General features: G+C 70.1%; 11 protein-coding genes. 6 read left to right on the top strand and 5 right to left on the bottom strand.

Annotated features, from left to right (window positions below):
* Positions 1–14 precede the first annotated feature (14 nt).
* The gene (locus E4V99_RS01520) at positions 15–1,097 is read right to left on the bottom strand and encodes a glycosyltransferase family 4 protein (protein WP_135116180.1); all 1,083 of its coding nucleotides are present in this window, start codon (positions 1,095–1,097) and stop codon (positions 15–17) included.
* A gap of 151 nt (positions 1,098–1,248) precedes the next feature.
* On the opposite strand from E4V99_RS01520, the gene E4V99_RS01515 reads away from it, so the two are divergent.
* The 5 genes from E4V99_RS01515 (at position 1,249) to E4V99_RS01495 (ending at position 7,518) form a co-directional block, all read left to right on the top strand.
* Positions 1,249–1,668, top strand: a complete 420-nt coding sequence (locus E4V99_RS01515) for a hypothetical protein (protein WP_135116178.1) — start codon at positions 1,249–1,251, stop codon at positions 1,666–1,668.
* Entirely contained in the window at positions 1,665–2,972 is a 1,308-nt protein-coding gene (locus E4V99_RS01510; RefSeq protein WP_135116176.1) for a glycosyltransferase, read from the top strand. The genes E4V99_RS01515 and E4V99_RS01510 overlap by 4 nt, the downstream gene beginning before the upstream one ends.
* Positions 2,973–3,040: 68 nt before the next feature.
* A complete protein-coding gene (wecB, locus tag E4V99_RS01505) occupies positions 3,041–4,114 on the top strand; it encodes a UDP-N-acetylglucosamine 2-epimerase (non-hydrolyzing) (RefSeq protein WP_135116174.1) in 1,074 nt (357 codons plus the stop codon).
* On the top strand, positions 4,096–6,171 hold the full coding sequence (locus tag E4V99_RS01500; protein WP_280790812.1) for an acyltransferase family protein: 2,076 nt from the start codon (positions 4,096–4,098) through the stop codon (positions 6,169–6,171). Before wecB ends, E4V99_RS01500 begins: the two co-directional genes overlap by 19 nt.
* Positions 6,172–6,225: 54 nt before the next feature.
* Positions 6,226–7,518, top strand: a complete 1,293-nt coding sequence (locus tag E4V99_RS01495; RefSeq protein WP_135064282.1) for a nucleotide sugar dehydrogenase — start codon at positions 6,226–6,228, stop codon at positions 7,516–7,518.
* A gap of 1 nt (position 7,519) precedes the next feature.
* Here the strand turns inward: E4V99_RS01495 and rfbD are convergent, their stop codons facing one another.
* The 4 genes from rfbD to E4V99_RS01475 are packed head-to-tail and all read right to left on the bottom strand — an operon-like array spanning position 7,520 to position 11,444.
* A complete protein-coding gene (gene rfbD, locus E4V99_RS01490) occupies positions 7,520–8,932 on the bottom strand; it encodes a dTDP-4-dehydrorhamnose reductase (protein WP_209305606.1) in 1,413 nt (470 codons plus the stop codon).
* A gap of 2 nt (positions 8,933–8,934) precedes the next feature.
* Positions 8,935–9,936 (bottom strand): dTDP-glucose 4,6-dehydratase, encoded by a 1,002-nt coding sequence (rfbB, locus tag E4V99_RS01485; protein WP_135064286.1) that lies wholly within the window; start codon positions 9,934–9,936, stop codon positions 8,935–8,937.
* Complete coding sequence (gene rfbA, locus E4V99_RS01480; protein WP_135116168.1) at positions 9,936–10,805, bottom strand: glucose-1-phosphate thymidylyltransferase RfbA; 870 nt, start codon at positions 10,803–10,805, stop codon at positions 9,936–9,938. Before rfbA ends, rfbB begins: the two co-directional genes overlap by 1 nt.
* 12 nt (positions 10,806–10,817) lie before the next feature.
* Positions 10,818–11,444, bottom strand: a complete 627-nt coding sequence (locus tag E4V99_RS01475; RefSeq protein ID WP_135064292.1) for a histidine phosphatase family protein — start codon at positions 11,442–11,444, stop codon at positions 10,818–10,820.
* 58 nt (positions 11,445–11,502) lie between these two features.
* Between E4V99_RS01475 and E4V99_RS01470 the strand changes: the two genes are divergently transcribed.
* Entirely contained in the window at positions 11,503–12,435 is a 933-nt protein-coding gene (locus E4V99_RS01470; RefSeq protein ID WP_282444584.1) for a decaprenyl-phosphate phosphoribosyltransferase, read from the top strand.
* Positions 12,436–12,437: the final 2 nt, after the last annotated feature.

The raw sequence follows: 12,437 nt of genomic DNA, 5'->3' as shown, positions 1-12,437 counted from the left end.
GATTCTCCCCGAGATCACAGCGCAGTCACGCGCCGATAGATCGCGCCCAGAGCCCGACGCACCGCCTCCGGGGTGAATCGCCCCGCGACCGTCGCGGCGACATCCTCAGGTCTCAGACCCGCGGCGCGCTCCCGCACCCGCTGCACCGCGTCGGCGTAAGCCGACGCAGTCTGGACCGCCACGAATTCCCCTACGCGCGGAGCGGTGTAGTCCCGGGCACCCGTGTCGGCACCGGAGACGATCGGCCGCCCGTGCGTCAGTGCCTCCGCGGCCGCGACGCAGAAGTTGTCGCCTTGCGTGGGCAGCAGCAGCAGGTGAGCGTCGTCGAGTGCGGTCCGCACAGCTGCCGGATCGACGTTCCCCAGGAGATGCACGCGGCCGTGGAGATCCTCGCGTGCGGCCCGTTCCGCCACGGCCGCGCGCTGCGGTCCGTCGCCCACCCAGGTCAGTTCCGCGTCGACGCCGCGGACGATGAGTTCGGCCAGCGCCTCGACGGCCAGTAGCGGCCCCTTGCGGGCGATGAGCCCGCCCACGCCGACCAGCTTGAGGGGGACGGCCGGCGGCCACCCCCGCACCGGCACGGTCTCCACGACACAGGGCACGACGACCGTCTCGCCGCGGCGCGTGGCACGGACGGCTGCCGCGAGGCGCTCGCTTTCGGCGATCACGACATCGGGGCGGGTCAGGAGACGGCGCAGTACACGGAGAGCTGCGCGGGCGGGAGCGCCGAGGGTCTGTGGCGCCGGCAGCGCCGACCAGTGCTCGGAATGGACCCACGGGCGCGTCGACGGCCGGCCGATTAGCCACGGGATGAGGCCGGTGAGCGCATGGGTGTGCACGACGTCGGCTGTGGCTGCGGCGGCGCGCACAGCCCGCCGGGCGCGCACGTAGGCGAGGGGGTCGAGGCGGTGCAGGGGAAGGCGGGCGGATCGGTAGCCGTCGGTCGGCAGCGGCGCACCGGAGCGGCGCTGCCAGTCCAGGTGCAGCACGACGACCTCATGGCAGGCGGCCAGCGCCTCCGCTTCGCGGCGCACGAACAGTCCCGAAGATGGCGCATCGGAGGTCGGGAACCAGGGGGTCACGACGAGGATGCGCACCGCGTCACTCTAGCGCCGGCATCCGGAAGGAACCTGCGGCCCGGAGGGATGCGGGCACGCCGACTTCGGCGGGCCCGATGGTCGCGCCCCCTAGGCTGGGAGGGGACTGTGCCCACTGCTGCGGCGCGTCCGACGGTTCAGGAGGTGGTACGTGCGGGTGGTGGTCCTCTCGCCACGCGGTGTCGCCGATCTCGCCGCGCTGGGGGAATCGGTCGAGCGGACGCAGGTGACGGTGATCTCGGCAACGGGCGAAGGCCGCGTGGATGTCGTGGTGCGGGGACCCGGCCGGTTCGGCTGCCTCCTCCGGGCCGCGTGCGAGCGCACCCTGCCTGGTCGCATCCTGCTGCGGCTGACGTGGATGGACCCCGGTGCCACGTTCTGGCGCGCCCTCCGCTCCCACGGCGCGGCTGTTCGCGCTCTGCGCGCGGCCGACCTCATCGTGGCGCCGGACCGGGACGGCGTGTTCGCGGCCTGGAAGGCCGCGCGCGCGCTTTCGCGGCGAGGCCGGCAGGTCGCGGCGGTCTACGGATACCCGGCGGCGCGGGCACGCCTGGACGGGATGCGACGATGACGAAGCCACACCTTCTGTACACCGCGTGGGGCTTTCCGCCGAGCCGGGCGGGCGGCGTGTATCGGGCGGTGGCCACCGTCAACGCCTTCGCGGCCGCGGGGTGGGACGTGACGGTGCTGACGGTGCCCCGCGAGCTCTGGCTCGGGTCGACGGGCATCGACGCGGACCTCGAACAGCGGGTGGATCCGAGCGTGCGGATCGTGCGCCATCCGGCGCCCGTCCCGGCGTATCAGAACGACGTGACCGCGTGGCCGGCGATGCGTGCCCGTCATCCCGAGTGGTGGAAGCTCGCGGACCTGTGGCGCGACTACCGCTTCTTCCCGGAGCCGAACTACGGTCGCCTGCGGCCCATCCTGGAATCCGCGGCCGAGCGCATCCACCGCGACAGGCCCGTCGATATCGCCGTCGGCACGGCTAATCCGCACGTGGACTTCGTCCCCGGCTGGCACCTCTCCCGCCGCTATGGGGTGCCGTACGTCATGGACTACCGCGACGCGTGGCAGCTGGACGTCTTCTCCGGCAAGCGGCTTCTCACCGCGACTCCCGGCGTGCGCCGCTGGGAGGCGAAACTCCTCGCCGGCGCGCGGGAGGTCTGGTTCGTCAACGACGCGATCCGCGAGTGGCACGCATCGCAGCATCCGGGGTCGGCGGAGCGCATGCGCGTCGTCGCCAACGGCTACGACGAGTATGCGGAGCCGCTCGCCGTCCCGGTGCGCCCCAGCCGGGACCGGGGGCTCGTCTTCGGCTACGTGGGCACCGTCACCGAGAAGGTGCCCATCCCGGCGCTCCTGGCCGGCTGGCGGATCGCGCGGCGGGAGGATCCCTCCCTTGCGGGCGCGCGGCTGCGGATCCACGGGTATCTCGGACATTTCGGTGCCGTGGACGCGGCGCTGGCGCGCCTTCTCGAGGATGCGCGTGCCGACGGCGTCTCCTACGAAGGGCCCGTCAGCAAGGCGGCCATCGCGGGCACCTATGCAGGGTTCGACGCGCTCGTGCTGGCGCTGGGCACCGGGCGCTACGTCACCAGTGGGAAGGTCTACGAATACGCCGCGACGGGGATGCCCATCGCGGCGGTGCACGATCCCGGAAACGCGGCGACGGACGTGCTGAGCGCGTCCCCGGTGTGGACGCCGACGCGCAGCCTGAGCCCCGAGGACATCGCGATCGCGCTGCGCAGAACGGCGAGCCTCGCTCTCACGCAGACGTCCGAGGAGCGTCTCGCCGCGCAGGAATGGGGGCGGCGGTACGAGCGGTCGGCGCAACTCGCCCCGCGCATCGCCGCACTGCGCCCCGCGGCCCCCTAAGCGGGCGCCGGAGCGACACCGCCCTTGATGCGCATCCGCCGAAGGCGGCGACCGTAGACTGGTTGCCCGTGAAGATCGTCAGCGTCGTCGGCGCGCGCCCTCAGTTCGTCAAGCTCGCCCCCATCCACCAGGCCGCGATCGCAGCCGGCGTCGAGCACGTCATCGTGCACACCGGGCAGCACTACGACCCGATGCTGTCGGACGTCTTCTTCGACGACCTCCGGATCGGTGCGCCTGACGTCCACCTCGGCGTCGGAAGCGGCTCGCACGGTGTGCAGACCGGCGCCATGCTCGCCGCGCTCGACGTCGTCCTGGACGAGCACCGTCCCGATTGGGTGCTCGTGTACGGCGACACGAACTCCACAGTGGCCGCGGCATTGTCGGCGGTCAAGATGCATCTGCCCGTGGCTCACCTGGAAGCGGGACTGCGCAGCTTCAACCGGCGCATGCCGGAAGAGCACAATCGGGTCATGACGGACCATGCGGCCGACCTCCTCCTGGCCCCCACGCAGGTCGCGCTGGGCCATCTCGCCGCGGAGGGGCTCGCCGACCGCGCCGTGCTGGTCGGTGACGTGATGACCGACGTTCTTCTCCAGGTCCGTGACGCCGTCGTCGGCCGTCCTTCCCCCTTGGTCGCCGAACTCGGGCTTCCGGTGGGCGGTCACTACGTCGCGACCATCCATCGCGCCGAGAACACCGACGATCCGCGGCGGCTGGCCGAGGTCGCGGCCGCGTTGTCCGACCTCGATCGACCGGTCGTCCTGCTCGCGCACCCCCGCGTCGTCGCCAAAGCCGCCGCACAGGGCATCCCGCTCACGCAGGGTTCGCTCATCGCACACGCGCCGCTGTCGTACCCAGACCTGATCGCCTCGGCTGTGAGCAGCGCCGGGGTCGTGACCGACTCCGGCGGGCTGCAGAAAGAGGCGTTCCTCCTGCGGGTTCCCTGCACGACCGTGCGCACCGAGACCGAATGGGTCGAGACGGTGGGACTCGGCTGGAATGTGCTCGCCGACTCGGCGGAGGAGATCGCCGCCGGAGTCACCCGCCCGCGGCCGGCGGAGACCGACGCCGCCCCCTATGGCGACGGCCACGCCGCAGAGCGCGTCATCCGCACACTCCTGGACTGGGACGGCCCCCGCTGACCACCGCCAGCCGCGTCGCGCGGTCCACCGCCGAGCGCTCGGCCTTCCGCAGCGACATCCAGGGCCTCCGCGCGCTCGCCGTGCTGCTGGTTCTGCTGTACCACGCGGGTCTGCCGTTCGTCCCGGGCGGGTACGTCGGCGTCGATGTGTTCTTCGTCATCTCGGGGTTCCTCATCACGGGTCATCTCGCCCACAGCCTGGACCGAACGGGACGGATAGATCTTCCACAGTTCTACGCCCGGCGTGTGCGACGCATCCTGCCTGCCTCACTCGTGGTCGTGGTGCTGACGGTGGTGGGGATCGCGCTCTTCGTGCCGGTGGTCGACGCCGTGCGGGTGTTGAAGGATGCGCTCGCGACGGTGCTGTACGTTCCGAACATCTGGTTCGCGCTGCAGCAGACCGATTACCTCGCCGACCACGCGGCATCGCCTTTCCAGCACTACTGGTCCCTCGGTGTCGAGGAGCAGTTCTACCTGCTCTGGCCCCTTGTGCTGTGGCTCATCGTCGTTCTCGTCCGCCGTCATCGCAGCGGCGCCGTAGCCGCAGTGGCCGTCCTCACCGTCCTCAGCGCGGCAGCAGGAGTGTGGCTGACGGCGATCAACCAGCCTTACGCGTTCTTCCTGCTTCCCACCCGCGCGTGGGAACTGTTCGTCGGTGCGCTCATCGCGTTGCTCGCGCGCAGCGATCTCCTCGCGCGGGTGCCCCCGACGGCACGAGCGGCGTCGGGATGGCTCGGGCTGGGTGCCGTGATCGTGGCCGGCGCAGTGTTCGACGAGGCGACACCGTTTCCCGGCACTGCGGCGATCACGCCCGTCGTCGGCACTGCGCTCATCCTGGCGGCTGGCTCCGTTCCAACGCCCGGGGGACCCGGACGACTCTTGTCGATCCGGCCCGCCCGATTCCTCGGGCTGATCTCCTACTCGCTCTACCTGGTGCACTGGCCGCTGCTGGTCGTCCCGCAGTCCGCGGTGGGGTTCCACCGCCCGCTGCCGCTGTGGATCACGGTCCTCCTCGGAGTCGTCCTCGCGGTCCCGCTGGCGTGGTTGCTGCATCGAATCATCGAGGAGCCGCTGCGCGCACCCGGGGCGCTCACCTCCCGTCCGGCGAAAGTGACGGTGTGGGGCGCGCTGATCGCCACGGCCGTCGTCGCCGCCGTGATCGTGGCGACGATCGCGTGGGCGGATCGACGCGAGGTGCCCGCCGTGGATGACGCGCCGACAGCAGCCTCCTTCCCGGTCTCACCGCCACCGGCCACGAGCGCCCTGCCGGGGAACCTCGCCCCCTCGCTCGACGCCGTCAGCGCCGATGTGCCGGTGCTTTACGCCGACGGCTGTCACCACGACGTCTCAACCGAAGTGGTGCAGGACTGTCTCTACGGCCCCGCCGACGCGGCGACGCGGATCGCGCTGTTCGGCGATTCCCATTCCGCTCAATGGTTCCCGGCCGTTCAGGCACTGGCGAAGGCGCGCGGCGACACGTCGGTGGCGGCGTACACGAAGTCCTCATGCCCGGCGGTCGATGTCACGGTCGTCGACAAGGACGTCGCCTACGCCGGCTGTGACCGATGGCGGGATGCGGTGCTGGCAGCACTGGTCGGGAATCCGCCCGACCTCGTGGTGATCTCCAGCTACAGCGGTTACCGCCTCGCCGGGCACTCCGGCGGGGAGCGGGTCTCGGCGTGGGCGGATGGAACCACCTCCGTGGTGTCGGCGCTGCGTGCGGCGGGCAGCGAAGTGATGATGATCGCCGACACGCCCCGCTTCACGTCCGCTCCCGCGACGTGTATCGCAACCGTCCCGAACGACGTGCTCAGCTGTGCAGGCGACCCGGCGACAGCGCTGGATCGCCCGCTGGCGGCCGCCGAAACGGCGGCCGCCACGGCGGCCGGTGCCGTCACGGTGAACATGACCGACTTCCTCTGCGACCGTGACCGGTGCCCCGTCATCATCGACGACCTGCTCGTCTACCGGGACATCAATCACCTCACCGTTCGCGCCGTCGGCTACCTGACGCCCGCGCTGCAGAGCGCCTTCGACCGAGCTCTCAGCGCGCGGTGACGCGTGGCGACGCTGAGCGGATCGGCCCGGGGACAGCCGCTTAGGATGGAATCCATGCGCATCGCCGTCGTGGCCCTCGGAAAGATCGGGCTCCCGCTCGCCGTCCAGTTCGCCGATTCCGGCCATGAGGTCATCGGCGTGGACGTGAACGCGACCACCGTCGCGGAGATCAACGCCGCGCGCGAGCCGTTCCCCGGAGAGGCGCACCTCCAGGAGAAGCTGACCGAGCTCGTCCCCGCCGGTCGCCTGCGGGCGACGACGGACTACGCCGACGCGATCCCCGGTGCCGACGCCGTCGTGCTCGTGGTGCCGCTGTTCGTGGACGACGCGACGTGGGACCCGGATTTCGCGTGGATGGATGCTGCCACGCGTTCGCTGGCGCAGCACCTCACCCCGGGCACCCTGGTCTCGTATGAGACGACCCTGCCGGTGGGCACGACGCGCAACCGCTGGAAGCCGATGCTCGAAGAGGGCTCCGGGCTCACCGAGGGCACCGACTTCCATCTCGTGTTCTCGCCCGAGCGTGTGCTCACCGGCCGCGTGTTCGCGGACCTGCGCAAGTACCCGAAGCTCATCGGCGGTCTCTCGGATGCCGGTGCGCAGCGCGCACGGGAGTTCTACGAGGCCGTCCTCCAGTTCGACGACCGAGTCGACCTGCCCCGCCCGAACGGGGTGTGGGATCTGGGAAGTGCGGAAGCAGCCGAGATGGCCAAGCTCGCCGAGACCACGTACCGTGACGTCAACATCGGGCTCGCCAACCAGTTCGGCCTCTTCGCGGCCGAGCACGGCATCGACGTCTACCAGGTCATCGAGGCGTGCAATTCCCAGCCCTACAGTCACATCCACCGCCCGGGGATCGCCGTGGGCGGACACTGCATCCCGGTCTACCCGCGCCTGTACCTCTCGACGGACCCCGGCGCCGACATCGTCCGCACGGCCCGGCTCCTGAACGCCTCGATGCCGGAGCGGCTGGTCTCCCGGGCCGCTGACCTGCTCGGGTCCCTCGACGGCCTCACCGCGGTGGTGCTGGGGGCGGCGTACCGGGGAGGAGTGAAGGAGACCGCATTCTCCGGCGTGTTCCCGACGGTGCAGGCGCTCGCCGAGCGCGGCGCTCAGGTGCGCGTCCACGACCCGCTTTACAGCGACGACGAACTGCGCGCGATGGGGCTGGAGCCCTACCACGTGGGCGACTCCGCCGACCTCGCCATCCTCCAGACCGACCATGCGCAGTACCGCGCACTCTCGGCTGCCGACCTCCCGGGCATCCGGCTCCTGGTCGACGGACGCAACGCGACCGACCCGGCCGCGTGGGCGGGCACTCCCCGCGTCGTCGTGGGCGTCGGCTGACCTACCGCGCGAGGTAGGCGGCCAGCGCCGTCGAGCCGGGTGAGGGACGGAATCCCGTCGCCTCGATCCGGCTCAGTTCGAGGACGCTGTTGCGCGGGCGCGGTGCGACGGGAGCCGTGGCGTTCGCGAAGTACTCCTCGGTGGACACACCGGTCACCCGACGGGGGTCGTGTCCGGTGAGAGCGAAGACGCGGCGCGCGATCTGCGCCCACGACTCCGGGTCGCCGGACGCGGTGAGGTTGTAGGTTCCGTGGGCCGGCCGCGTGGTGAGGAGATGGCGGATGCCGCGGGCCAGATCGTCGGTGAAGGTCAGGCGCCCGATCTGGTCGTCGACGACGCGCGGGTCCACGCCCTTCTCGGCCAGAGCCGCCATCGTGCGCACGAAGTTGCCCCCTTCGCCGATGACCCAGCTGGTGCGGAGGATGTAGTGGCGGGGGGCCGTGGCGACGATGGCGTCGCCGGCGGCCTTGGTCTGCCCGTAGACCCCGAGCGGCGCTACCGCATCGTCCTCGGTGTAGGGGGCCGCCTTCGTACCGTCGAAGACGTAGTCGCTGGAGACGTGGACGAGGGTGATCCCGTTCGCCGTCGCGATCCGGGCGAGGTTCGCCACGGCTGTCACGTTCGCCGCCCATGCTTCGGCGCGACCTTCGGGGGTCTCGGCCTTGTCGACGGCGGTGTAGGCGGCGGCGTTGATGATCGTGGCGTAGTCGCGCCACCGCCGCGCGGTGTCCAGGTCGGCTGCGGTCAGATCGAGGTCGTCGCGGGTGGCGTACTCGATGTGCGGGTGGTCCCCGAACTCCGCCCGCAGCGCGCGCCCGAGCTGGCCGTTCGCGCCGGTGATCAGCATCCTCGGGGGGGCCATCGGCGTGACGTCGGCGAGGCGCGGGTGATTCTTGTCCTTCTCGCTGATCTGCACCTGATCCAGTGGAATGGGCCACACGATGGCCGACGTCTCGTCGGCGAGGTTGAGGAACGTGTACTCCGCGGTGGGGGACCAGTGGTCGTTGACGAGATACGTGTACGCGGTGTTCGGCTCGAGGGTCTGGTACGAGTTGCCGACGCCACGGGGGACGAAGATCGCCCGGGAGGGATCCAGCTCGGTCGTGAACACCGCTCCGAAGGTCGGGCCTTCACGCAGGTCGACCCACGCTCCGAAGATGCGGCCGGTGGCGACGGAGACGTATTTGTCCCACGGCTCGGCGTGGATGCCGCGGGTGGTGCCGACCTCGTCGTTGAAGGAGATGTTGTTCTGCACGGGCCCGAAATCCGGCAGTCCGGCGGCGACCATCTTCTCGCGCTGCCAGTTCTCCTTGAACCAGCCGCGCGCGTCGCCGTGGACGGGCAGGTCGTAGACCACCAGCCCCGGAATGGGGGTGGTGGTAGCGGTGAGGGGTTTGCCGAACTCGATCCCCACGGTCACTGGCCCTTGGCGGCGTAGAAGGCTTCGACGCCGTCCTTGGCCGGCGCCCACCAGTCCTCGTGGGCGCGGTACCAGTCGATCGTGGCCGCCAGACCCGCGTCGAAGTCGCGGTAGCGGGGCTGCCATCCGAGTTCGGTGCGCAGCTTGGTGGAGTCGATCGCGTAGCGCAGGTCGTGGCCGGCGCGGTCGGTGACGTGGTCGTACGCGTCGGCGGGCTGGCCCATGAGAGTGAGGATGAGTTCGACGACGGTCTTGTTGTCCTTCTCGCCGTCGGCACCGATGAGGTAGGTCTGTCCGATCTCGCCCTTGTCGAGGATCGTCAGGACGGCGGAGGAGTGGTCGTCGGCGTGGATCCAGTCGCGGACGTTCTCGCCAGCGCCGTAGAGCTTGGGGCGGATGCCGCGGATGACGTTCGTGATCTGGCGGGGGATGAACTTCTCCACGTGCTGATACGGCCCGTAGTTGTTGGAGCAGTTGCTGATCGTCGCCTGCACCCCGAACGAGCGCACCCACGCCCGCACCAGCAGGTCGGAGCCGGCCTTGGTCGAGGAGTACGGCGACGACGGGTTGTACGGCGTGGACTCGGTGAAGCGGGCGGGGTCGTCCAGTTCCAGATCGCCGTAGACCTCGTCGGTGGAGATGTGGTGAAAGCGGGTGCCGTGCCGGCGGGCGGCTTCCAGCAGCGTGTAGGTGCCGACGATGTTGGTGTCCAGGAACGGCCGCGGGTCGTTCAGGGAGTTGTCGTTGTGGGATTCGGCGGCGTAATGCACGACGGCATCCACCCGCCCGAACAGGTCGTCCACGAGCGCGGCGTCGGCGATGTCGCCGACGACCAGCTCCACCCGGTCCTCAGGCAGCCCGGCCAAAGACGCGCGGTTGCCGGCGTAGGTGAGCTTGTCCAGCACGACCACCTCGTCATCGGTGTGCTGGACGACGTGGTGCACGAAGTTGGAGCCGATGAACCCGGCTCCACCGGTCACGAGCAGACGACGACCCATCAGCGGCCCCTCTCCAGCAGTTCCAGCAGGTACGTGCCGTACCCCGACTTCACGAGCTTCTCCGCGCGGGAGCGGAGCTCCTCGTCGGAGAGGAATCCCTGCCGCCAGCCGACCTCTTCGGGAACACCGATCCGCATCCCCGTGCGCCGCTCCATCGTCCGGACGTAATCGGCGGCATCCGTCATCTGGTCGAACGTGCCGGTGTCCAGCCATGCCGTGCCGCGGGGGAGCACCTCCACCTGAAGCCGGCCGGCTTCCAGGTATGCCCGGTTGACGTCGGTGATCTCGTACTCGCCGCGGGCGGAGGGGGCGAGACCGCGCGCAATCTCGACGACGTCGTTGTCGTAGAAGTACAGACCCGGCACCGCGTAATTCGACTTCGGCCGCGCGGGTTTCTCCTCCAACGAGATCGCCCGGCCCGCGTCGTCGAACTCCACCACGCCGTACGCGGACGGCTCGGCGACCCAGTACGCGAACACCGCGCCGCCCTCGACGTCGGTGTAGCGCGCCAGCTGCGTGCCCAGGCCCGGCCCATACAGCAGGTTGTCACCCAGGACGAGGGCGACCTTGTCGTCGCCGATGAAGTCGGCCCCGATCGTGAACGCCTGCGCCAGGCCGTCCGGTGACGGCTGCTGCGCGAAGGTCAGGTTCACCCCGAACTGCGACCCATCGCCCAGCAGACGCTCGAAGAACGGGGCATCGTGCGGCGTGGTGATCACGAGGATGTCGCGGATGCCCGCGAGCATGAGCGTGGACAGCGGGTAGTAGACCATCGGCTTGTCGTACACCGGGATCAGCTGCTTCGAAACGCCCAGCGTGATCGGGTGCAACCGAGTACCCGAACCGCCCGCAAGAATGATGCCCTTCACCGCATCATCGTCTCACGCAGCGGGAGGGCACCAGTAACCGACCTCCGTGAGGCGATCGTCCCGCATCTGGAACGAGGTGATGCTGGAGAGGGCGCACCGTCGACGTCGGGGGTCGTGCGCGAGACGCCGTCCCGTGGCCACGCGGTGGGTGATCCAGATCGGGAGCTGATGCGAGACCATCACCACGTCGCCTTCCCCTGGAACAGCGAACGCGTTCTGCAGCTCGCGGCCCATGCGTACGGCGACGTCTGCGAACGGCTCGCCCCAGGAGGGTCTGAACGGATTGACCAGGTATCGCCACGCCGAGGGGCGGGCCAGGATCGACAGGCTGACGTCGTATGCCTTGCCTTCGAGCAGACTCGTGGCCTCCAGCAGGCCGACCCGCTCCTGGGGCGACAGGGCGAACGCGTGAGCGATCGGGTCCGCGGACTGCTTCGCCCTCAACAAGGGAGAGGTGAACAGGGCCGCGATCGGCCGGTGCCGGCCGGCCAGTTCCTCGGCGGCGAGGGCCGCGAGGTGGCGGCCGCGGTCGGTGAGCGGGAACCCCTCCAGGCGCCCATAGACGACGCCGCCCGGGTTGTCCACTTCCCCATGCCGGACGAGGTGAACCTGCCGGTCGGACGTGCTGCGCGTAACCATCGCCTCGACGATACCGGGGAGCGCGCGGCCCGGACGCTACGCTGATCCACACCCGACTTTGCAGGAGCAGCCCATTTCCGATCCCGACCTCCTCGCGGACGAGCCACCCCGGCGAGTCGCCACCGTCTTCGCTGGAATCGTGCGGACGGCGCGCCCGCGCCAGTGGCTGAAGAACCTTCTGGTGCTCGCCGCGCCGCTGGCAGCCGGCGTGCTCGTGGACGGCGGCAGCCTGTGGCGCATCGCGGTCGCCTTCGCGTCCTTCTGTCTGGCCGCATCCGGGGTCTACCTTCTCAACGACGCCCTGGACGTCCACGCGGATCGTGAGCACCCGACCAAGCGGATGCGTCCGATCGCGGCGGGCATCGTGCCGATCCGGCTGGCGTACGCGGTCGCGATCGCGCTCATGGCGCTGGCGGTGGCCGCCGCCGCCCTCGTGGGCTGGCCGCTGGCGGTCGTCGTGGGTGTATACCTGCTCCTGCAGGTCGCCTACTGCGTCTGGCTCAAGCACGTCGCCGTGATCGACATCGTGATCGTCTCCTCCGGGTTCCTGCTGCGCGCCATCGCCGGCGGCGTCGCGGTGGGCGTGCCGTTGTCGCACTGGTTCCTGCTCGTCGCCGCATTCGGCTCGATGCTGATGGTGGGCGGCAAGAGGTACGCCGAGCTCGTCGGCGCGCATGACGGGGCGAGGTCGCGGCGGTCGTTGAAGCAGTACACCGATACCTACCTGCGATTCGTCTGGCAGTCCGCGGCGACGATCGTGATCCTGGTCTACGGCATGTGGGCGGTCACCGGCGGGCAGTACGGAACGAACACGCTGCTCGCCTACACGCTGGTGCCGTTCGTCATCGCGATCCTCCGCTACTGCCAGCACATCGACGCCGGTGACGCGGAAGCACCCGAGGACATCGCCCTGCATGACCGCCTGCTCCAGGTGCTCGCGCTCGTGTGGGTGCTGACACTCGTGGCGGTGCTCTACCTACCCCTGGGCTGAGG

The organism is Microbacterium sp. dk485 (assembly GCF_004570445.1).
Lineage (GTDB): Bacteria > Actinomycetota > Actinomycetes > Actinomycetales > Microbacteriaceae > Microbacterium > Microbacterium wangchenii.
Note: the sequence above shows the minus strand (reverse complement) of the source record. Positions and strands in the feature narration are given on the sequence as shown.